Source organism: Bacillus sp. WC2503 (assembly GCF_052682895.1).
Genome location: NZ_JBQYMD010000001.1, coordinates 4,129,458 through 4,151,821 on the forward strand (window position 1 = coordinate 4,129,458; position 22,364 = coordinate 4,151,821).

Sequence of the window (22,364 nt, forward strand, 5' to 3'; positions counted from 1 at the left end):
AATGCTTTCTAGACCGTCAGTTTTATGCTGACGGTCTTTCATATTCCATGAGCATAAATTCTCTTCCGCGGCTCAAAAAGATAGGTCCTTGCTGAAAACCTATATTTTTATATAGCGTAATTGCTCTTGTATTAAATGTTGCTACACTTAATCGAAACATTTTTGCATTAAACTCTTTCGTGGCAAACGCTATTCCAGCTTTGAAAAATTCTTTCCCCATTCCTTTCCCTGTTAACGCCGGCTTCATACCAAGTCCGATATCAATCAGATTTTCTCCACCATATAAATTAGCATCTCTTCCCCCTGGTACTTGTGCATTTTCCCCAAAACAAAAATAGCCGATGAACTCTCCTTGATCGTCACAACAGCCATAATACGTTCCATCTAATAGCTCTTCTATCACTTCTTTCTCGCCTGAAAAACTATATAAATTATATGGTTCCTCGTACGTCCACGTATTTATCTCATTTGCTTCTTCTACCGTTAACTTATGTATATCCATCCTTCTCTCTCCTTATCAATTGTTCTATATACTCATTCATTCTCCGCACCTTATTTCCCTCTAATTGAAATATGCAGAATTGCATGCACACAAACATTACACAAATGGTACAATTTATTTGAATCGCTGTTGCTACACTTCTTGATTAAAGAAAAGGCGTTAAAACGGAAATTAGCGTCTTATCGAACTCAAGCAATTGACACATTTTGTCATCATAAAAGACACTCGAAAGAGTGTCTTTTTTCTATATTTCATAAGGACTTACTCATTCCCCAAAATAAACGCATAAAATAATGTAACTCTTTACACGCATGAATCCCTTTCTAAAAGTTTTGAAGTACGTTACGGGAGATTCAAAATAAAAAGCACTCTGACTAGAGTGCTTTTCACTTTAAAACAAGGAGGTTACATATATGGATAGTACTCTCGTATTTAACTTCGGTATTGGTATTGTCATCATTTTATTTGTCTTCTTTGTTCTTTGTATGAGCGGGGTATAGCAATCTTTTATGCCGATAATTCCTTTAAAGTATCACTTAATTTGAACTTTCTTAATTGTAATGAAGCAATCATCGCTGCCCCTGCTCCAAGCACCACACTAGCAAAAGCTAATATGCAAACTTGATTATACGGAATAATAATAACCGTTAACTCTAAGCTTGATAACACGATATAGCTAAACAAAATCCCACCAAAAATGCCGATACAACCAGCTATCGCTCCAAGTAAAGTTCCCTCTAATAAAACGATCCGTCTCATTTGCTTCGGAATAGCTCCTACCGCACGAATCATACTAATTTCAGCACGTCTTTCATGTAAACTTGAGACAATCGCATTCATTAACCCTATACCAGAAATAATGAAAACAATTACAACTAACAAGCGAATTAACATCATCATTTGCGATAATAACTGCTCTTGTTCTTTCAATAAATCATAACTGTTTATAACTTCTACATTCTCTTTATTCTTTGTAATTTCTTTTACTTGCTTCTTAATCGCTTCAAATGATTGATTAGAATTAGTCATAATTTGAATTGCTTCATATCCTTGTACGTGAAACTTATCGCGAGCCCATTGTTCATTTACGAAAACATCTGATCCTCTTAACCTTAATCCTTGCTCAATAATCGAAACGACTTTAATCGTTTGTTTTTCTTTTCCCTTTCCTTGTACTTCAAACGTATCATGCAACTGAAGCCCTAATTTTTTAGCCGTTTCCTTCGTAATGACTCCCTCACCATCTTGTAATGGCTTATTTAAATCTTTTCCTTCAATCACCTTCGCTCTCGTTACTTTTTGATACGCGACAATATCATTTCCCACAACTTCCATCAAATCAGGTTCAAAATCATTTTTCCTCGCATGTTCATACCACTCTTGATTCGCTTTTATAAAGTCATAATTCACAAGCTTTGCTGTAAAGTCTGTAGCATTCCCAACACTCGCCTCTACACCGTCAATTTTTCTAACCTTCTCCATCCAACTAAACGGTAATGTTTCTATTCCTTGCGACTCTACCGGAATTCTTACTACTAAGTCCGCTGGTAAATGTTTTTGTAATCCTTTTTTCATACCTTCATACATAGAATTTACATACATCGTTCCAACAAGTGCTAACATAAAACCAAATGCTAATATAGCAACGGACACAGCCGCCTTATTTCGATAACGAATGACATTTCGGCTACTAATCGTCGTTTCAATTCGTAATATCATTTGAAGTGGTTTTGCAATCACTGGTGCTATCATCCGAATAAATAACGGAATCGCAAATAACAAACCGACCGCAAATAACAGCGCACCTATCGCACTTGGATTAAAACCGATATACCGCTCTAATACGTTACCCGTTAGTCCAATAACAGTACCAATAATTAAAATGCTACCACTAAAAGCACTCCACCTTTTTTCTTTTTTCTCATTACTAGGAAGACCTGGCCTAAGCGCTTGAACTGGTGGAATCTTTCTAACCATGAAGGCTGGTATAATAGCCCCTATAATAGACATAACAATTCCTAGTAAAAACGTAATGAGTAAAATCTCGCCTGAAATCGAGAATGATTCTTTCCCTGCCCCCTCAATATTCACCCATTTATTAATAAATGATGCAGCGATTGTTTGCGTACCTGCTCCAAGAATAACTCCTGCTAGCGATCCGATTGCCCCAATACATAAAGCCTCTAATAAGACGACTAATATAATTTGATTTGGATTACTACCGAGTGCACGTAATAATGCCCATTGCTTAAATCGACTTCTGACAGATAAGAAGAAACTTCCCATTATTAAAAGAGCTACAACAAATAAGGCAATACCACCTAAACTAAAAATTAATGGCTTCATTACATTTAGTCGTTCAAATGCCTTATCTACATAAGTACGTTGGTCCACCTTTATATTTTCTATCTTCTTATTTACATCAAGAGCAATCGCTCTCTTCACATTTACATCGGCTGTTTTCACTTGAACGAGATTGAACTGATTTAGTAGATTTAATTCTTTTTGAAGCCAATGGATGGGAAAATAAGCCCCATGCCCCATTGCCGCCATTAACGGTGGATTTAAAATACCGACGACTTTCACAGTCTTTTCTCCATGCTGTGGGAATGGCAGTTTAATTGTATCTCCCACCCGTATATTTTCACGGTCTGTATACCCTTTTGTTAGTGCTACTTCAGCCCCTTCTTTCGGATATCGACCTTCAAATATTTTATAAGAATGTATTTCTGGAGAATCTTGCTCAACACCCCAATAGGACGGTTTCCCCGATAACTCTTTATAGTGTGGGAAAGGATATGGTATAAGTACTTTTGATATTTTTTCAGCATTTTCTAAGCCATCTATTCCTTTTAAACTTTCATTATTTAAATACATATCATTTTTTATATAGCCAAATTGTAAATTATAATCTCCATACCGACTTACTACTTGTTCCTTCACACTTTGCTCTACTGATTGATTGCCTAGCAATAACATCGTCGCTAACATAACACCTAAAGCTGCACCGAGGGCAATCAACATATTTCGCAACCAATTTTGTTTCATCGATTTTACCGCATACTTAATTACCCATCGCATCACCTTTACCTCCTACTTTAAAGTGACGATTCATAATCTCTTGAATGTGGATAACTTGTTGCGGGATATTTCGAAATTTCCATCCTTTACTTTCAGCATGCTCATGAATCACCTCACCATCTAATAAGAAAACGACTTTATCAGCATGGGCCGCTACGAACGGATCGTGCGTTACAATGACAGCTGTTTGCCCTAATTCATCACATGCATTGCGAAGTGCCGCAATAATATTTTTGCTGTTTTCTGAATCTAACGCCCCTGTTGGCTCATCAGCTAATATAATAGCTGGCTCATTTGCAAAGGCTCTTGCTATCGCAACCCTTTGCTGTTGCCCACCTGATAACTGTGCTGGTAAATGCTTTTCTTTTCCTTTCAATCCAACGAGCTCTAATAAACGATTTGCTGTCACCGTTGCCTTCTTTTGTGAAACATTATCTAATAATAAAGGCAACCCTACATTTTCCTCCGCATTAAACACTGGAATTAAATTAAACTGTTGAAAAATAAAACCGATTTTATGCCTTCTAAATAAAGCGAGCTCTTTTTCTTTTAATGTTGAAATCTCCGTACCATCAACTCGAATACTACCTACTGATGGAATATCTAATCCACCTAACAGCTGAAGTAAGGTCGTTTTCCCCGATCCACTTGCCCCCATAATACAAACAAAATCTCCTTTTTGAATTTGAAGATTAATATCTTTTAAGATCTTTACTTTACTATCTCCAATATCAAACGATTTTTCTAACCCTTCAATTTCAATAATATTCATCCCGATATCCCCTTCTCTCTCTATTTACCAATCTATATATTCTATTCAAAAATGCAAAATCCCTACTATTTTGTATTTTTTTGTCACATACTAACATTTATATTAACCGGCATTAAGTGCCCGATTAGTGTAAGCAAATAATCAGTGCGGGATGGATAGCCCCCACCGATTAAAATTTCACTCTATTTCTCACGTCAGAAAAGTTGACTCTCGCAACGAAAGTAACCATAATAGTTACACGAATATATAAAAACTATTCAAATATCCACAAGTAGGAGGAAGAACAATGAAACATGTAATCGTTTATGCACACCCGAATACAGAAAGCTTTAACCATGCAATTTTAGAAACTGTAAAAAGTGAATTAGAAGGAAAAGGTCATGAAGTACGCGTTCGTGATTTATATGAATTAAACTTCAATCCAGTATTAGGTGCTTCCGATTTCATCTCATTTTCCCAAGGAAACACACCAGAAGATATTAAAGAAGAACAAAAGCATATCACTTGGGCTGATAGTATTACATTCATTTACCCAGTTTGGTGGGCAGGTCTTCCTGCTATTTTAAAAGGATACGTTGACCGTGTATTTAGCCACGGCTTCGCTTATGCTTACGGTGAGAATGGTATTGAAAAATTATTAAGCAGTAAAAAAGGATTGTTATTATCTACGATGGGAAATTCGGAAGAAGTATACACAGCAGGCGGTATGTTTGATGCAATGAAAAAAACAGCAGATGTTGGTATTTTTGAATTTACAGGCATTGAAACACTTGAGCATACATTCTATACAAGTGTTCCTTCTGTGGATGACAGTGTGCGTAAACAATATCTTGAAGAGGTTAAAGATGTTGTGAATCGTGCATTTTAATAAAAAAACTCCGGCTTTAACAACCGGAGTTTTTCATTTCATCATTAATTTCGGAATATACCTTTGAAGAATGCTTTCTAATTCATTCATATCTTCCTGTCTAATAAGTAAATTCACATTGTCATTCATTTTTTCTCGCCCGCGATATAAAAATATATTTTCTTTTGGATTTTCCCATGTTGATGTTTTATAGCCTTTCAATTCTTCGTATGAATAAAAGTTTAATCCGTCTACTACACCTTTTTCATATATTTTTACACTTTTAATAAGATGGATGGCTATTAAAGTCATAAAACAACTTGCTACAGCATAACTACCTGACTGAATGAGAAACTGTTCAAGTGTGCCAATATCACCACTTACATATTGAGCATATATATACATACATTGTCCAATGAAATATGCTGGTCCAAGTAATGCAACCCAACGTCTTTTCACCCGAGGATACATTGCAATGAGTTTTCCTGCGCTTTTTTTCATTTCATTTATTTTATATATCTTCCATAGAATAAAAAACAAAACACATAATGTAAAAACAAACATAATACATGACATCCAGTACATTCTTATTCTCTCCCCCTTACATCATTACATTTAAATTTTACATTTTATATACTTATAGTACATATGCAATTGTGCATAAAAAAACAGGTAACCTCTTCCGGTTACCTGCATTTCATTACATCTTCTCAATCCACTCCGTCAAGTTATGCACAACTTGCGTCGGTTGAACTTCGTATTCTGTTAACTTCTCCACAGTTGTGACTCCAGTGTGGACAAGAAGGGTATGCATACCAGCATTTACTCCCGCTAAAATGTCCGTATCGTAGTTATCCCCAACCATTAATGCCTCATCTTTTCCTATGCCAAGCACTTTTAATGCTTGTTCCATAATGATTGATTCTGGTTTTCCAATAAAGATTGGCTCCACACCTGTTGATACTGTAACAACTGATGTTAATGAACCGTTACCTGGTAATAATCCACGCTCAGTTGGAATAGCAATATCTCCATTTGTAGAAATAAACGTTGCACCGTTACGTACAGCAAGACATGCTTTTGCTAATTTTTCATATGTGATGTCGCGATCTAAACCAACAACAACGAAATCAGGGTTTTCATCCACAAGTTCAAATCCTTTTTCCACAAGAGCATCATGTAAGCCTTCTTCACCAATCATGTATACAGTTGCATCTTGTTTACGTTCATAAATGAAATTCGCTGTCGCCATACTCGTTGTGAATACTTGCTCTGCTTTCGCTGGAATATCGAAACGAACAAGTTTTTCTGCAACTTGTTCTGGTTTACGAGTTGAGTTATTCGTAACGAATAAATACGGAATGCCGCGCTCTCCTAATGCTTTCACGAAGTCGCTTGCTTCTTCAATTTGTTCTTCACCACGATACATCGTACCGTCTAAGTCAATTAAATAACCTTTATACATCTATTATGTCTCTCCTTCTATGCTAGAGTTCTCATCTATCATACCACTCTTATATTACCCCCTTTTCCAAAAGAAAAAAACGCTTTACCTTAAAGCGCCCCAGAACGTTCATTTTTTCTCTTTTACTTGGTAAGAACAACTACAATCACCCTCGCACATGTTTGCTAGCGTATTTACATCTGCATTCGCAAATAAACGCTTATACATCTCTTTTTCATCTGCACATACTTGCGGGAATCTCTCTGCAATTTCCTTTAACGGACAGTTTTGCTTTTCAATTACGAAAGAGTTCTCTCCATCTCTCTTTATTTGAACCATATAACCATTTTTCTCTTGCATTGCTGCTACCTCTTGTACTTTATATGCTAAGTTCTTTTGATTACTGATTCTCTTTTGCAATTTTTCTTCCATTCGCTTCGTTCTTTCTTTCAAAACGTAACGAAGTATTTTTTCATCGCCCATTCGAGCTAAATCTTCTAGCATATCAATCGCAAATTGCTTATATTCTTTCGGGAATGTATCTTCTCCCTTTTCACTTAACCCATACAAATAAGTTGGTCTTCCGACATGTTGCCTGACCATCTTAGAATAAATGAACCCATCTTTCTCAAGATTACTTAAATGTCTTCGGATCGCCATTTCTGTAATCTCTAAAACGTCAGCTAATTCTGCTACCGTATGCTCTCCCTTTACTTTCAACAATTGGACAATCTCGTCTTTCGTAGTACGTGCTTCCCCCATGCTTTACCCTTCTCCCTTCTCCCTTTTCCCTTTTCTTTCTCACATACAATATAAGATCCCCAAAAGGTATTCCCGGGGATCTCATAAGCATAATTATTCTGGTACAAATGCAGATACAGGCCCTAATTCCTTCTCTAAATAACTGCGAATATTTGCCGGGTAGTTCTCTACCACCGCAATATGTTTTTGAATCGTCTTATATAATTCATCATGATTCATTTGAATATAATCTTGCGTAAGCATTCTTCGAAGAAGGATAATTTCTTTCATTCCTTGTCCTTCTTCTGCACTTATCACTCGCTCATCCATTAAAATATCGATAATATCTTCATAGCTTCCTGGATCGCGCATAATAAATCCATCAATCATCGCATTCCCTACATCTAATATAGTATCAATCATAAGATGGGCTATGCGCTCTAATGCATAAAATTCAAACTCGGTTTCATATATCTTCTTCTCTTGAAATGTATTTGTTGCTCGTTCTAAACATACTAGCATTTGTTCTATTTTTTTTCTGTCTACGAAGTACATTCATGTCACCTACCTGGAAATTAAAGCATTTACATTTTAATTGTAACGCTTTCTTCTGAAAAAATCGACAATTTTTCGAATTCACCTTTTCTCCGTTATTTGTTATAGTTATATTTGTATGATTTTTGAAATTGGAGGAATGAAATCTTGGAACGTGAACTCGCACTAGAAATTGTCCGTGTAACAGAAGCAGCAGCATTAGCATCCGCACAGTGGATGGGCCGCGGAAAGAAAAATGAAGCAGATGATGCAGCAACTACAGCTATGCGTGATATGTTCGACTCAGTAAACATGGCAGGTACAGTTGTAATTGGTGAAGGAGAACTTGATGAAGCACCGATGTTATATATTGGTGAAGAACTAGGAACAGGTAACGGTCCAGAAGTAGATATAGCCGTTGATCCATTAGAAGGTACAAACATCGTTGCAAAAGGTCTTGCAAACGCAATGGCAGTTATCGCAATCGCAGATAAAGGAAACCTTCTTCACGCTCCTGATATGTACATGGAAAAAATCGCGGTTGGTCCAAAAGCAGCTGGTAAAATTAGCTTAGATGATCCAATTGAAAAAACAATTGAAATTGTAGCAGAAGCTAACAATAAAAAGATTCGTGATCTAACAGTTATCATTCAAGAACGTGAACGTCATCAAGATATTATTGACCGTGTTCGTGCAAAAGGTGCACGCGTGAAATTATTTGGTGATGGCGATGTTGGTGCATCAATCGCAACAGCACTACCTGGAACAGGTATCGACTTATTCGTAGGTGTTGGCGGAGCTCCAGAAGGCGTTATTTCTGCAGCAGCATTAAAATGCCTTGAAGGTGAAATGCAAGCTCGCTTAGTTCCAATGAACGAAGAAGAAGAAGCTCGTTGTCGTGAAATGGGATTAGAAGATCCTCGTCAACTTCTTATGTTAGATGACTTAGTATCTGGTGATGATGCAATCTTCTCAGCAACAGGTGTTTCTGCTGGTGAGTTATTAGACGGCGTGAAATTCCTTGGCGGAGATTTAGCTGAAACATATTCTATCGTTATGCGTTACAAAACAAGAACAGTACGTTTCATTAAAACGCATCACCATTTAGATCATAAACCACACTTAAACTTAGATATTTAATAAAGGAGCCATGTGTATGGAAGAACGTTTCTTTCTGTACGACGATACTGTCGCTACAAAAACTCGTTTCGTTAGCTTTATGGGAGAAAATGAGCGTCATGATTTAGCGCTTTTATACTCCGATCGTCATTACGGTAAAACAATTGTCCTTGATATGCAGAGCAATAAATTTGCAATCATCGGTCCTGACGATTTAAACGAACCAGGCTACTTAGAGCACGCATTTTCTATGACTGAAGAAATTGCAGAAGAATTACGCTCATTTTTATTTGAACTTATATAACTTATCTCAAACACCAGCTATTTTAGCTGGTGTTTTTTCACTGTAATTATTTTGAATTTTCAATCTCTCGTGGTATACTTATGTACAAATCTATTTGGATAGAAAGGACGTTATCTACGTATGCCAACATTTACTTTGTAATGGACCAGCAATTGGATAGCATTACTCTCAAAAAAGCACCGTGCTTTTTCAAGGGAGTAGTCTGCCCATTCCCATTACAAAGGAACGTAACGCATCTGTAGTATGATGTTTACGGAGGTTCCTCTTTGGGGAACCTCCTTTTATTTTTGTCTACTTCTCATGTCTTCATACTACAAGACATCCAAATAGCTGTATTACGTTCCTTTACCACTACTATAAGAGGTGAAGGAAAATGCAGAAAGTACAACTTTCTTGGAGTTTATATGAAAATCAGCAAAACACAATCGAAAAATATTGTAAAAATTGCGGACGTAATACCCTATTTACTGATACGAATATTCGCAGGCATAACGCCAATGGAAAAAACATATACCGCTTTGCCATTTATAAATGCCCGAACGATCATACGTGGAATCAAAAACTGCGCATTTATAAATCATTTACTGATCATGTGGAAACAATCGATATGATTCAGCAAGACCAAACAGAAACGACTACTACCATTTCTATGACACAACATAAAGAAAGTGGCATAGTTGAAATCACGATTGTATTAGACATCGTTTTTGGCTCCCACCGAATTGATAAAGTGTTATCCACATATATTTCAGATTGGAGCCGTACTACCATTGTGGATAAAATTAAAAGTGGGGATATTCAATTGAACGGACAACAAATGAAACCAAATAAACAACTCTCTGAAGGCGATTATATTTCAATTTGTTTATAAGGAGGTGCCTCATGCTAAACGTGAGAAAAGGTACGATGGATTTATTAGAAGGATTAGATAGAATGTATACAGAATGTAAAAAAGCGCTCTTACAAAATCAAATTTACCAATGGGATGATTCTTATCCAGCTCGAGAACATATTTCCTATCACTTAGAACAAGATGAACTCTATTGCTTGTTTGAGGATGATTCACTCGTTGGTGCTGTCGTGTTAAACGAGTGGCAGTCTCCCGAATATAAACGAATTGATTGGTCAGAAACAGACGGACGCTTTCTTATCGTCCACTCTTTCGTTATCCATCCTCTCTCGCAAGGAAAAGGATATAGTAAAGTACTTTTATCTTTTTGGGAAAGTGAAGCAAGACGGAAAGGTTACAATGGCATACGCCTAGATTGCTTTACTCGCAATCCGGTTTCATTAAGTCTATATGAAAAAAACGATTATATTTGCCGAGGTGCTGTTTATTTTGAAAGTAAACAGCCTCCTCACAACTGGTATAATTGCTATGAAAAAATCCTCTTACAATCGTAAGAGGATTTTTTTATTTCTTCACTTTTCGTAATACGAAGTGTGCACAACCGAAGTTACAGTACTCGTATAAATACTCTGATAAAGTACTAATTTTCGTATCATATGTCGCACGTTGGTTACTATCATCAAAGAATCCGCGCAATCTAAGTTGCTCATATCCCCAGTCTCCAACGATATAATCATATTTATTTAAAATTTCTGCATAGCGCTCTTTAAATGCTTCTTCACTAAAACCGTCACGAAAGTTTTTAATTACTTCGTACTGAACATTATTAATGCTCACCGTAGCATGAATTTCTTGCTTTTGCTCCATCATTAACTTCCTCTCTAAGCATTCTTCTTTTTATCGTATCACAAAGCATAACAACCAACAATTTCAAATACAAAAAATTGCAAATTAGTACATGCTATGGAGAAGGAGGTGATACATCGTGAAAAAACAAATTTTACTTTCCCTTCTCACTCTTTCCCTATTTGCAGGCTGCCAATCAACGAATAAAGCCGAAATGGAACGTGAGGAAGGAAGCCGTGTTCTTGTTTCCAACAAAAACGACATGTATCATACGGAAAATACAAATACACGATTAACGAGAGTCGGTTATTCATCTAAACAAAAGCATGAAGTATCTAACAAACAAGTAGGGGCCATTAACCGTGAGAAAGTTGCTGAAATGATTACAAGCATGACAGTCAAACTTCCTGACGTTACAAACGCTGCTACGCTCGTTACCGATGATGAAGTATTTGTTGTATACCGTGCAAACACAACGAATCCGAAACTCGTAGCGGATCAAGTATATAAAGCTGCTTTGTCCATCGTTCCTCGCTATTATAAAGCATATGTATCGACAGACCAAAAGTTGATTTCTCAAATTCAAGGACTGCAATCTGGTGCATTAAATGATACAGAATATACGCAAAGCCTCGATATGTTAAAACGGGAAATGAGTAAAAATCCTCATTTGAACAATACAGAGGATCAGACTTTAAATGATATGATTAAAAAGTAAAACAGGTGGAGAAAACCTCCACCTGTTTTACTTTTTATTTTTTATTACGATCCGCATAAACCTCCATCGCATCACACATAAACTGTGCTAACCCTTCGCCAAACTTATCAATATTTTTCGTGAAGCGCTCATCAGCGACGTACATTTGACCGAGTCCCTTGAAGGCTTCTAATGAATATTCACCAAAGTTTTGCAAGTAATCATACCATACTTTAATAGCTTCTTGTGCCTCTTTAGAATCAGGTGCACCATGTCTAAGCGCCGCTAAATTTCTGTAAATAGTATTAAACTCTTCCTGATTCTCTTTTGACATACCTTTTGCATATTCGTTCGCTTTATCTACAGCTGTATCTCCCCATCTTTCACGCGCTTCTTCTTCATATGGGTTATGGCTAAAATCAAATCCTTCAAATTTCTCTTTGTTCGTCATTTCAATCTCTCCTTTTGTATGCTGAATTGTTTTATCAATCGTCGCAATCACCTTATCTAACCTCGCACGTTTTTCAAGAAGCATTTTCTTATGAAGCTGTAATGCTTCTTCGCGATCAAATGACGGACTCATGATAATTTCTTTAATTTTCTTCAAAGGGAAGCCTAGCTCTTTAAAAAATAAAATTTGCTGCAGTGTCTCTAAATTTTCGTCAGAATACAGACGATATCCAGATTCTGTCGTCTCGTCTGGGGTTAACAACCCAATTTCATCGTAATGATGCAGTGTGCGCACACTAATTCCAACTAAATCAGCTACTTCTTTTACTCTCATTGTCATTTGTATCTCCCCCTTAATACATACGATAAAGTATGACGCAACGTTAAAGTCAATAAGTAAATTCATTTTATCCCTCTATTTGCGAGCAGTAATACCCTCACCTCAAAATTCGGGGAATAGACAACACTCCCATTGATTAAAGTTTCAATTTATCTCTAAAAGTTTCATCTCTCCCATATTTCATGCATAATAGATATGTACATATATTAGAAAGCGGTGAAAGTATGGTTTCAAATACTGTAATTGCCAGCATCATTATGCAACTCGTTGTTTCGGTTCTGGTCCCAATTATTGTACTCGTTTATTTCCGTAAAAAATATAATATTAATTGGAAAGTGGTCGGAGTTGGTGTTCTTATCTTTATCGGATTTACCCAAATTCTCGAAACACCATTTCATCTATTTATGCGCGGTAATCCAGCAATCGCTCCATTTTTAGAAAATCCATTTGTCTTCGCACTTTATGGCGGGCTAACTGCTGGTATTTTTGAAGAATTAGGACGCTTCGTTGCCTTCTTCTTCCTACTAAAAAAATATCTAGAATATAAAGATGGCTTTGCTTACGGAATTGGTCACGGCGGGATAGAATCTATTTTAGTTGGCGGATTCTCTGCATTGCAAACTCTTATATTCGCAAATGCTATTAACGATGGTAGCTTCGCTCAAATGGCAGAAAAACTACCTCAATTAAATCTTGTAAAGGACATGTTAATCGAGCAGCCTGCCTATTTTTACTTCCTTGGTAGCGTAGAAAGAATTATGGCACTCGTATTGCAAATTGCCTTTACAATGCTTGTTTTATACGCAGTAAAACAAAAGAAGTACATCTTCCTTGTATATGCTATATTATTCCACGCATTTGTAGACTTTTTCGCAGCACTTTACCAAACAAAAACGATCAACATCTTTGTTGCAGAAGGGATTACTCTTCTACTAACAATTTGTGCTCTCGTTGTGATTCGCAAAATGAAAGTGAAATTAATGAGTGTGCCGGAGTAAAAAATAACCCACCAGTTGGTGGGTTATTTTTTACTCCGCACTAACGGGCAGTAGGACTCTCACCTCAAAGTTCGGCAAATGCAGAGAAGTTAGGCGGGAGATCAACTACCCGATTGGTTCAACTAATAATCAGTGGACAAATCCCCCACTGATTAAAGTTTCACTTTATAAGGATTATCACAATGATGATAACTTTTGCCCTCTTGCAGCTCCCTCTTTGTTTCTGCATCTATAACGATATACTTATGAAACTCTTCTACTTCATTTTGAGTAAAAGAAGCAAAGAAGTACACTTGGCGATCAGGGTGAACAAAAAAATCTTGAAGCACCACTCTACTTCGACAACCGACAGCTGTTTTTTGTAGGAAAGAAAATTCTTCATCAGGCACTTCTTTAAATGAGATTTTTTTACGAACACTATATGCTACATTTTTGTATTCTTTATAAATTTTCTTATCTAACTGTTTATAAAACACATCCTCACTCACAAATGGCTTATTTCGATTACTTGGATAATCTAACTTTTGATTGGATTCTGCATATGTTGTGGATAATTGCATAAGAAAACAAATAATGAATACAATGCACATCATTTTTTCATAGTGACACCTCAATTTTTTTTATCCACATTACTTTTCCACATACTTAAATCGCTAGTCCGTTTCCAAGAAAAAGGAATTTTTTCCACATTTGTCGAAGTATATAGCGTCAACTTGAAAGATGGGGATGAATTATGAATAAAATTATTGTAATACGACATTGTTCCGCAACTGGACAAAAACGTGATGCCGAATTAACGACTGCCGGAAAAAATCAAGCTAATATCCTTGCTACATTCCTTTTAGAAAATCAGATACAAATAGATCATATTATTTCGAGCCCATTTGTCCGAGCTATCGATTCTATTCGGCCCTATGCGCTCCAAGCTAACCTATCTATCGAAGAGGATGAACGATTAGCTGAACGTATATTAAGCAACGTTCCGATGGATGATTGGATGCCAAAACTAGAATCTACTTTTACAAACATAGATATTGCCTTTTCAGGCGGAGAGTCAACAAAACAAGCGACGGACCGTGCTATATCGCTTATCCAAGACGTTTTAAAATTAAACCATACTACAACACTACTCGTTACACATGGAAACTTACTTACACTCATTTTAAAGCACTTTGATCATACGATCGGCTTTAATGAATGGAGAACTTTAACGAATCCTGATGTTTACGAAATTACAATTGGTGAACAAAGTATCATAAAGCGATTATGGGAAGCATCGTCCAAGTAGTATCCCTTTCCAAAACACTCAGTTGACGCCACGAGAAGAGACTGTATTAACAATAGAGAGGGGTATCATTCCATATGTATGAAGATGTACTTTCTTTACTACATAAAACAAATATTTCTTATGAAAAGTTTGAACACGAGCCAGTGCTTGATTATGAGACAGATCGTATCGTGCGTGAAAGACTCGGTTTGCAAGGTACTCCAAGTAAAAGCTTATTTTTAAAATCAAAATCCGGAGATTATTTCGTATTTTTTACGTTAGAGGGTACTCGGCTCGACCGAGGAGAAATGAAAGAAATAACAGGAGAAAGCTTATCACTTTGCTCTCCACATGAGTTACGAGAAAAAACTGGTTGCACCCCTGGCTGTGTAGCTCCTTTCGGTTATTCACAAGATGTAACGATTATTGTGGATAGTTCCATTTATACGTACGATAAAATTTTGATTACACCTGGTGTACCCGAATTTACAATTGAATTATCCACAGAGGAATTAAAAAAAATTGTATTCACATGCCCAAATACTGTTTTAGAGTACAAACAAAAAGAGAGCTAATGGTTAGCTCTCTTTTTTCATTATTTGGCTTCTGCTGTTTTTTCTTTTGCAGAACGTACTTGCTCGTCCGCATGATAAGAAGAACGTACAAGTGGGCCAGCTTCACAGTGGCTAAATCCTTTGCTAAGTGCAATTTCTTTAAGCTCTGCAAATTCTGCTGGTGGGTAATATTTAAGAACTGGTAAATGCTTCTTAGATGGTTGTAGGTATTGCCCAAGAGTTAAAATATCCACATTGTTTGCACGTAAGTCATCCATTGCTTCAATTAAATCTTCTCTCGTTTCACCTAAGCCCACCATAATGCTCGATTTAGTTGGAATATCAGGCTGCATTTCTTTCGCTCGACGTAAAAACTCTAATGAACGATCATATTTTGCTCTAGCGCGAACTCGGTCAGATAATCGACGTACTGTTTCAATGTTATGGTTTAAAATATCTGGTTTTGCATCCATTAACATTTTTAAGTTTTCTTCTACTCCACCCATATCAGATGGTAATACTTCGATAGACGTGAATGGGTTTTTACGACGTACTGCTCGTACTGTTTCAGCAAAAACAGCTGCTCCCCCGTCCTTTAAATCATCACGTGCAACCGCTGTTATAACGACGTGCTTTAAGCCCATTTGTACTACTGAATCTGCTACGCGTTCTGGTTCTTGTAAATCAAGCTCAGTTGGTAAGCCTGTTTTAACCGCACAAAAACGACAAGCACGTGTACAAACCGCACCTAAAATCATAAATGTTGCTGTTTTTCTTACAGCCCAGCATTCATGAATATTCGGACATTTTGCCTCTTCACAAACGGTATGAAGATTTTTAGAACGCATCATTTTCTTTAAGCCTGTATAGTTTTCATTCGTGTTTAACTTAATTTTCAACCATTCGGGCTTGCGCTTATATTCTGTTTGTTTTGTCATGGTTATCAACTCCGCACAATATGAAATAGTTTACCGTGTTCGCTTCTTTCAATGTAACATATCTATTCTAACGTATGAAAGCGATTTGCTCAAATGAAGATTCTAAGATTTTTTCCAATCGTTCCCTATAATGAAATACTCCGTATATCCCACACTAAAAAGAGTGATGTTGTGAAAGGAGTCTATTTCATGCTTCGAAAAATTTCTCTTTTGCTTTCAATTTGCTTTCTTCTCCACCAAAACATCGCTTACGGTGAAGATAATCAGCAAAGCATATACGAAAAGCGCATGGCACTATATAAAGAAACCGAGCAGTCTTCAGGCATTCCGTGGTATTACTTAGCTGCAATGGATCAATATGAAAGAAATATACGGAGCGTAAGAAAAGATATTCCGAAAAAACCAGATGCCATCATTTCCCTTTATTTCAAACCAGAAATATGGGCTGGACCTATTAATAGTAACGATACTCTCCCCCATACAATTTCTCTATTTGGCGGAATAGGTTTAGATGGTGACAAAGATGGATTTGCAAATGCAAGTAGCGACCGTGATCTTCTGCATACCGCAGCGACTATTTTAAGGAAACAAGGAACGTCAGAAGACCGTATTAAAATTATGCTCTGGGAATATTATAGACGTGCAAAAACAGTTGATTTAATTAGTGAATACGCCCGAATTTATAAACATTATGGACGTATTAATTTAGAGGGAAATGCTTTTCCTCTCCCAATTCGCAGTGACCATAGCTACCGTAGTACTTTCGGCGCTGGAAGAAGTTTTGGAGGAAGAAGAGTTCATGAAGGAACCGATATTTTTGCAGGATATGGTGTACCAGTAAGATCGACTTGCTATGGCATTATTGAGACAAAAGGATGGAACCGTCTTGGTGGATGGCGTATCGGCATTCGCGATCTGCATAATAATTACCATTATTACGCACATTTAGGCGGGTTCTCAAAAGAAATACAGCTTGGACAAATTGTTGAGCCAGGAAAAGTAATCGGATTTGTTGGTAGCACCGGTTATGGACCTCCTGGTACAGCCGGAAAATTTCCGCCCCACTTACATTTTGGCATGTATAAAGACAATGGCTATACAGAATGGGCCTTCGATCCATACATGCATTTAAGCTTGTGGGAACGCAAAGAACGAGCAAATACAAAACGATAACCGTAGCAGATTGCTACGGTTATTTTTTATCCCGCTATTTGCCCGGCAGTAAGATCCCTACCTCAAAATTCAGCGAAAGCAAAGGCGTTCGGTCGGTTGGGGATCAACTGCCCGTAAAAGCCCCCCACTGATTAAAGTTTCACTTTATATTCGCTAACTATCCGTTTTCTTTTTATCCGGTACAACAACGCCACCGCTTCCATAATAAGTAGGCACTTCTCCTTGAACAATGCGCGTTGCAATCGGAACATCTTGTTTCACTTTTATTTCTTTCGTATGAAATGGAATAATCACTTGCAACGTTACTTCCATCTCCATAACAATTTGAATCGCTGTATTATTAATCCCATGCGGCTCAATTTTTTGTTTAATATCCGTGTTTACATGACCGATTGTCGTGAAATCAATCGGAATATCTGGCCCCAGATGTCCGAGAAGCACATTATCCGTTACACGACCAAAAGGAACTGCCATAGTCGCCCCGTTTTTTTCAGAAATACCTAGCTCCTTCAAATTCCCTTGTTCTACTTGCTGTAAATATTTTTCTATGTATGTGGTCGTTGATGTTACGATTTCATTTACTTGCTTTGTATTTAAATTAATTGTAGATACTCTTCCGTTCCGATCCGTTTGTACTTTCATTAATGAATCGACGTCGAATCCTTCATTAATTCTATCCTTTACCGCCTTCGTCATGACTGCTGTCGCCATTTTATGCGTCTCTACTTCCCCATATTTCATTAACGTTGGCTGAATGCTGTTATTCACAATCCATAATCCTTGCATTAGTAATATCACAAAAAGAATAAACGACATAAGCAGTATGTACCGAAAGGAAATAGGTCCCCTTCGAAACCGCGAATTTTTCGAACGAAATATGCTCATAAAAAAACCTCCTTCTTATATCATTTCTATGCAAGAAGGAGGGACGATATATGCTTATCTCATTTTTAATAACGCTTCTTTTCCAATCGTTCCTACTGGAATACCTAACGCTTCCGCTCCAGTCGTTACGGATTCTAACGGTGCTTCAAGAAGTTGTTCAATGGTTCTTACACCAACCGCACGGCCAGCAATAATTCCCCGATCACCTAACTTCTCATTTAAAAGACCTACATCTAATGCACCACACATAATATATCCTTTATCGCTCATTACAGCTAGCAAATTTGTCTTTGGAAGTTTTACACTAACCGCAATAAACGTATAATTATCGATTATAATTGGCTCCACATTAACCATAGTTCACACTCCTCTCTTTCTTATCTGTATGACAAGAGAAAAATGAGTGTTACAAGTAACTAGCCTATAGTTTGACGGAAGATGTATGAGTTATCAACACGTCTGTTAACACATCTCTAAGTAGTTCCGGCATATAATATTGTTTGTCAGAAAGTGTGGATAGCTCTGGGTATAAGTATCCGAATGTAAACATATCAATCGTTCCAACCGTATATATACGATCTAATTCCAGCGATTCCCCGTTAATCAATACATCTTCGAGTAAAATTTTATTCCCAGGAGTCGTATCTGGAATGACTTCTACACCAGCGTAAATCATTTTCCCCATCACTTTTCCTCGAAATCCGAATCCTTTCACCTCAAGATTCTCCATATTCGGGCGGCGTGCTTTCAAGATCACTTCTCTTAATGTTTTTCCTGACACTTTCAACGCACATGGATTAATTGGATGTGGACAAATTCTGTGAATATCTCCGCGAGTCACAACACCTTCTTCTAATCCCTCAAGAAGTACACCAGCGTTCACCATTCCAATCTCTGCACCGCACCACGTTTTCAGCGCATTTGCTAACATGTGCGAAAATGGTGTCTCATGAAACCAATCAACTGGTAATGATTCCTTTAAATGAACGACAGGCTCTGCCATGATATGCTTACTTTCTTCCTGCAGCATTTCAATTGTGGATAACGGTTTACTATAAGCACCTAACCGCTCTGTCTTAATCGCTCTACCGTCCTTCTTCAACAGTCTCTTCGTCTCTTTATCCACAGTAAGCTGCACGTGCCCAACGTAACGGCCCCACTTTTCACAACAACAAAGTAAAGTATTATTCATAAGAACACCGCGCTCAAATAAATGATGCGTATGTGCACCTAAAATAACATCTATATCATAATGCTCCGCCATATACTCATCCATGCTTTTTCCAAGGTGAGATAGGACAACTTTAATATGCGCCTCATCTTTCACTTCTTCTAAAATAGACTCTAAATGCTCGATTGGATCTTCAATGTGCCAGTCTAACATTTGATAAAACTCGGGATATGCTACCGTTAATCCAATAAAAGCAATCGTAATTCCATCTGTCGTTGTATGTAATTTATAAGGCTTTGCCCATGCTGGACGTATACCTTCTTTTTCAAATAAATTCGCGACGAGCACCTCAAATCCAGCATCATCATATAGACGATTCAAATGCTCCTTCGCTAACGTAATTCCTTCATTATTTCCAATCGTTACATAATCATATAACGCCTCATTTAAAAGCTTCGTATTGCCAAGCCCATTCGTCGCTTCCGAAATACTGTGAAAACGATCCACATGATCGCCGATATCAACCGTCAAAACGGTCTCTCCCGCTTCCTGTCTTCGCTTTTTCTCCCCTTGTACAAACCGATAAATTTGCGGCCAATTTTCAAAATGACTATGTATATCGTTTGTATGATAAAGGTGGATGATTGTTTCTTTATTTATATTCAGAGAAAAAACCTCCTCTCAATTCCTTACTGCCATTTACGCTATACGTACGCAATAATCCTGTAAATACTTTTCGTCTTTTCTTGCTATTTTACATTGTACTCGCATTATGAGAAAAAGCAAAAGATTGTCTTTTTTATATGGAAACTTTTGTTTTTTCTAGTTGGTGTGAAAGGATTTTAGATGGTGAAGTGGGGGATTGGTCAAAAAGTTTAATAGAGAATTCAGTGGGTGGTTGTTCAAGTGGATTTGTCAGTATCTTTGTCTTAAATCTAGTCGTTCTCTGTTCTTATAAAATGTTTGGGGTATGTGAGGTTTTTCTTTTGTCTTACTTTGTCGACAAATCGATATTCCTTGTCGAAACGTTGATATATTGAAATAATCGTTGATATATTCCCATTTATGATCGATATATTTGAAAAATCGTTGATATATTTAGCCGAACACCCACCCGGGTATCTCTTTCCCCATCTCCGATTGGTGAAGGCTTTTACGGGCAGCCCGCCCCCACCTAACTTCTTTGCTTCCACTGAATTTTGAGGTGGGGGCCTTACTGCCCGTTAATGCGGGATAAATAACAAATAAAAAAGCGCCCTGCACAGCAGGACGCTTTCTTCATACATATATTATCCAGTTCTAGCGGCTAGAATAAGCTGCTTCCACTTTTAAATATTATCCAGCTTCGCCTCCTAGCCCCTCATGTCTAAGAACCTTAGCCAACGGGGCTGAACAGTCGGCTCCGCGTTTCTATTTAACCAATAGAACCTTCCATCTCAAACTTGATTAGGCGGTTCATTTCAACTGCGTATTCCATTGGAAGTTCGCGAGTGAATGGCTCGATGAAGCCCATTACGATCATTTCTGTAGCTTCTTGCTCAGAAATACCGCGGCTCATTAGGTAGAATAATTGTTCTTCTGATACTTTCGATACTTTCGCTTCGTGCTCAAGTGAAACGTAATCGTTTTTGATTTCGTTGTAAGGAATTGTATCAGATGTAGATTGGTTATCCATGATTAACGTGTCACACTCGATGTTAGAGCGAGAGTTTTTCGCTTTTGGTCCGAAGTGTACGATACCACGGTAAGTTACTTTACCACCATGCTTCGCAATCGATTTAGAAACGATTGTTGAAGAAGTGTTTGGTGCTAAGTGAATCATTTTCGCACCAGCATCTTGGTGTTGGCCTTTACCAGCAATCGCGATAGATAACGTTAAACCACGAGCGCCTTCGCCTTTTAAGATAACTGCTGGGTATTTCATCGTTAATTTAGATCCGATGTTACCGTCAATCCATTCCATCGTTGCGTTTTCTTCACAAACCGCACGTTTTGTAACTAGGTTGTATACGTTGTTCGCCCAGTTTTGGATTGTTGTATAACGGCAATATGCATCTTTCTTAATGATGATTTCTACTACCGCACTGTGAAGTGAGTTAGTCGTGTAAACAGGTGCTGTACAACCTTCTACGTAGTGTACGTGTGCGCCTTCGTCTACGATGATAAGCGTACGCTCGAATTGTCCCATATTTTCAGAGTTAATACGGAAATACGCTTGAAGTGGTGTATCAACTTTAATACCTTTTGGAACATAGATGAATGATCCACCAGACCAAACTGCAGAGTTTAATGCAGAGAATTTGTTGTCTGTTGGTGGGATTACTTTTCCGAAATGCTCACGGAAAATATCTTCGTTCTCTTTTAATGCGCTATCTGTATCTTTGAAGACGATTCCTAGAGCTTCTAAGTCTTCTTTCATGTTGTGGTATACAACTTCAGATTCGTACTGTGCAGACACACCAGCTAAATATTTTTGCTCTGCTTCAGGAATACCTAATTTATCAAATGTCGCTTTAATTTCATCAGGTACTTCATCCCAAGACTTCTCAGATTTCTCAGATGGTTTTACGTAGTACGTAATTTCATCGAAATCTAAGTCATTTAAGTCGCCGCCCCATTGTGGCATTGGCATTTCATAGAACTTATCCAGTGATTTTAAACGGAAGTCTAACATCCACTGTGGTTCTTCTTTCATACGTGAAATCTCTTCAACGATTTCTTTTGTTAAACCGCGTCCAGCACGGAAAATCGAAACGTCTTTGTCTTTGAAACCATATTTGTAATCGCCGATATCTGGCAGTTGCTTCGCCATGTTGGTGTGTCCCTCCTTAGATAACCTCGTTTTTAGGAA

Annotated in this window: 25 protein-coding genes; 10 read left to right on the forward strand and 15 right to left on the reverse strand. The window is 37.5% G+C overall.

Annotation, left to right across the window (positions count from 1 at the left end; all coding sequences use genetic code 11):
• Positions 1-22: 22 nt before the first annotated feature.
• The 3 genes from ACUN26_RS21390 to ACUN26_RS21400 all read right to left on the reverse strand — a co-directional run bounded on the left by ACUN26_RS21390 (position 23) and on the right by ACUN26_RS21400 (position 4,355).
• Positions 23-502, reverse strand: a complete 480-nt coding sequence (locus ACUN26_RS21390; protein WP_000351182.1) for a GNAT family N-acetyltransferase — start codon at positions 500-502, stop codon at positions 23-25.
• Between the two features lie 507 nt (positions 503-1,009).
• Positions 1,010-3,583: an FtsX-like permease family protein gene (locus tag ACUN26_RS21395; RefSeq protein ID WP_001267757.1), complete on the reverse strand. Its 2,574-nt coding sequence runs from the start codon at positions 3,581-3,583 to the stop codon at positions 1,010-1,012.
• Positions 3,567-4,355 carry an ABC transporter ATP-binding protein gene (locus ACUN26_RS21400; RefSeq protein WP_001021168.1) on the reverse strand — a complete coding sequence of 263 codons (789 nt, stop codon included), beginning with the start codon at positions 4,353-4,355 and terminating at the stop codon, positions 3,567-3,569. The genes ACUN26_RS21395 and ACUN26_RS21400 overlap by 17 nt, the downstream gene beginning before the upstream one ends.
• A 286-nt stretch (positions 4,356-4,641) precedes the next feature.
• Here ACUN26_RS21400 and ACUN26_RS21405 point away from each other — a divergent pair, with 286 nt between their 5' ends.
• A complete protein-coding gene (locus ACUN26_RS21405; protein WP_000683445.1) occupies positions 4,642-5,223 on the forward strand; it encodes an NAD(P)H-dependent oxidoreductase in 582 nt (193 codons plus the stop codon).
• Positions 5,224-5,256: 33 nt separating this feature from the next.
• Here the strand turns inward: ACUN26_RS21405 and ACUN26_RS21410 are convergent, their stop codons facing one another.
• The 4 genes from ACUN26_RS21410 to ACUN26_RS21425 form a co-directional block, all read right to left on the reverse strand.
• The gene (locus ACUN26_RS21410; protein ID WP_000289892.1) at positions 5,257-5,787 is read right to left on the reverse strand and encodes a hypothetical protein; all 531 of its coding nucleotides are present in this window, start codon (positions 5,785-5,787) and stop codon (positions 5,257-5,259) included.
• Positions 5,788-5,902: 115 nt separating this feature from the next.
• Complete coding sequence (locus tag ACUN26_RS21415; protein ID WP_000276473.1) at positions 5,903-6,667, reverse strand: TIGR01457 family HAD-type hydrolase; 765 nt, start codon at positions 6,665-6,667, stop codon at positions 5,903-5,905.
• A 108-nt stretch (positions 6,668-6,775) separates the two neighbouring features.
• Positions 6,776-7,408, reverse strand: a complete 633-nt coding sequence (locus ACUN26_RS21420; RefSeq protein ID WP_000503334.1) for a helix-turn-helix transcriptional regulator — start codon at positions 7,406-7,408, stop codon at positions 6,776-6,778.
• A gap of 93 nt (positions 7,409-7,501) precedes the next feature.
• Positions 7,502-7,942, reverse strand: coding sequence for a DUF86 domain-containing protein (locus tag ACUN26_RS21425; RefSeq protein WP_000273997.1), 441 nt, complete (start codon positions 7,940-7,942; stop codon positions 7,502-7,504).
• Positions 7,943-8,089: 147 nt separating this feature from the next.
• On the opposite strand from ACUN26_RS21425, the gene glpX reads away from it, so the two are divergent.
• From glpX to ACUN26_RS21445, 4 genes are all read left to right on the forward strand, one after another.
• Positions 8,090-9,061 (forward strand): class II fructose-bisphosphatase, encoded by a 972-nt coding sequence (gene glpX / locus ACUN26_RS21430; RefSeq protein WP_000439085.1) that lies wholly within the window; start codon positions 8,090-8,092, stop codon positions 9,059-9,061.
• A 16-nt stretch (positions 9,062-9,077) separates the two neighbouring features.
• The gene (locus ACUN26_RS21435; RefSeq protein WP_000392613.1) at positions 9,078-9,344 is read left to right on the forward strand and encodes a DUF3055 domain-containing protein; all 267 of its coding nucleotides are present in this window, start codon (positions 9,078-9,080) and stop codon (positions 9,342-9,344) included.
• Positions 9,345-9,717: 373 nt separating this feature from the next.
• Positions 9,718-10,215 carry a hypothetical protein gene (locus ACUN26_RS21440; protein WP_001174592.1) on the forward strand — a complete coding sequence of 166 codons (498 nt, stop codon included), beginning with the start codon at positions 9,718-9,720 and terminating at the stop codon, positions 10,213-10,215.
• 11 nt (positions 10,216-10,226) lie between these two features.
• Positions 10,227-10,748 (forward strand): GNAT family N-acetyltransferase, encoded by a 522-nt coding sequence (locus ACUN26_RS21445; protein ID WP_000935789.1) that lies wholly within the window; start codon positions 10,227-10,229, stop codon positions 10,746-10,748.
• Positions 10,749-10,758: 10 nt separating this feature from the next.
• On the opposite strand, the gene ACUN26_RS21450 is transcribed toward ACUN26_RS21445, so the two are convergent.
• Positions 10,759-11,061 (reverse strand): YutD family protein, encoded by a 303-nt coding sequence (locus tag ACUN26_RS21450; protein WP_000435941.1) that lies wholly within the window; start codon positions 11,059-11,061, stop codon positions 10,759-10,761.
• 118 nt (positions 11,062-11,179) lie between these two features.
• Between ACUN26_RS21450 and ACUN26_RS21455 the strand changes: the two genes are divergently transcribed.
• Positions 11,180-11,758 carry a YhcN/YlaJ family sporulation lipoprotein gene (locus ACUN26_RS21455; RefSeq protein WP_000744139.1) on the forward strand — a complete coding sequence of 193 codons (579 nt, stop codon included), beginning with the start codon at positions 11,180-11,182 and terminating at the stop codon, positions 11,756-11,758.
• A 34-nt stretch (positions 11,759-11,792) separates the two neighbouring features.
• On the opposite strand, the gene ACUN26_RS21460 is transcribed toward ACUN26_RS21455, so the two are convergent.
• A complete protein-coding gene (locus ACUN26_RS21460; RefSeq protein ID WP_000178763.1) occupies positions 11,793-12,527 on the reverse strand; it encodes a MerR family transcriptional regulator in 735 nt (244 codons plus the stop codon).
• A gap of 182 nt (positions 12,528-12,709) precedes the next feature.
• Between ACUN26_RS21460 and ACUN26_RS21465 the strand changes: the two genes are divergently transcribed.
• Positions 12,710-13,525: a YhfC family intramembrane metalloprotease gene (locus tag ACUN26_RS21465; RefSeq protein WP_002039875.1), complete on the forward strand. Its 816-nt coding sequence runs from the start codon at positions 12,710-12,712 to the stop codon at positions 13,523-13,525.
• A 152-nt stretch (positions 13,526-13,677) separates the two neighbouring features.
• Here ACUN26_RS21465 and ACUN26_RS21470 read toward each other — a convergent pair whose 3' ends face one another.
• Positions 13,678-14,118, reverse strand: a complete 441-nt coding sequence (locus ACUN26_RS21470) for a hypothetical protein (RefSeq protein WP_002104427.1) — start codon at positions 14,116-14,118, stop codon at positions 13,678-13,680.
• Positions 14,119-14,258: 140 nt separating this feature from the next.
• Between ACUN26_RS21470 and ACUN26_RS21475 the strand changes: the two genes are divergently transcribed.
• Positions 14,259-14,813 (forward strand): histidine phosphatase family protein, encoded by a 555-nt coding sequence (locus ACUN26_RS21475; protein ID WP_001033547.1) that lies wholly within the window; start codon positions 14,259-14,261, stop codon positions 14,811-14,813.
• Positions 14,814-14,887: 74 nt separating this feature from the next.
• On the forward strand, positions 14,888-15,367 hold the full coding sequence (locus ACUN26_RS21480) for a YbaK/EbsC family protein (RefSeq protein WP_000272757.1): 480 nt from the start codon (positions 14,888-14,890) through the stop codon (positions 15,365-15,367).
• Positions 15,368-15,387: 20 nt separating this feature from the next.
• Here ACUN26_RS21480 and lipA read toward each other — a convergent pair whose 3' ends face one another.
• Entirely contained in the window at positions 15,388-16,284 is an 897-nt protein-coding gene (gene lipA / locus ACUN26_RS21485; RefSeq protein WP_000166369.1) for a lipoyl synthase, read from the reverse strand.
• A gap of 189 nt (positions 16,285-16,473) precedes the next feature.
• Between lipA and ACUN26_RS21490 the strand changes: the two genes are divergently transcribed.
• Positions 16,474-17,457, forward strand: a complete 984-nt coding sequence (locus tag ACUN26_RS21490; RefSeq protein WP_000944667.1) for a M23 family metallopeptidase — start codon at positions 16,474-16,476, stop codon at positions 17,455-17,457.
• A 153-nt stretch (positions 17,458-17,610) separates the two neighbouring features.
• On the opposite strand, the gene yunB is transcribed toward ACUN26_RS21490, so the two are convergent.
• The 4 genes from yunB to sufB all read right to left on the reverse strand — a co-directional run bounded on the left by yunB (position 17,611) and on the right by sufB (position 22,325).
• Entirely contained in the window at positions 17,611-18,342 is a 732-nt protein-coding gene (yunB, locus tag ACUN26_RS21495) for a sporulation protein YunB (protein WP_002093086.1), read from the reverse strand.
• Between the two features lie 54 nt (positions 18,343-18,396).
• A complete protein-coding gene (locus tag ACUN26_RS21500) occupies positions 18,397-18,699 on the reverse strand; it encodes a YunC family protein (RefSeq protein ID WP_000248467.1) in 303 nt (100 codons plus the stop codon).
• 64 nt (positions 18,700-18,763) lie between these two features.
• Positions 18,764-20,179, reverse strand: coding sequence for a bifunctional metallophosphatase/5'-nucleotidase (locus ACUN26_RS21505; RefSeq protein ID WP_206701661.1), 1,416 nt, complete (start codon positions 20,177-20,179; stop codon positions 18,764-18,766).
• A gap of 748 nt (positions 20,180-20,927) precedes the next feature.
• The gene (gene sufB, locus ACUN26_RS21510; protein ID WP_001118824.1) at positions 20,928-22,325 is read right to left on the reverse strand and encodes a Fe-S cluster assembly protein SufB; all 1,398 of its coding nucleotides are present in this window, start codon (positions 22,323-22,325) and stop codon (positions 20,928-20,930) included.
• Positions 22,326-22,364: the final 39 nt, after the last annotated feature.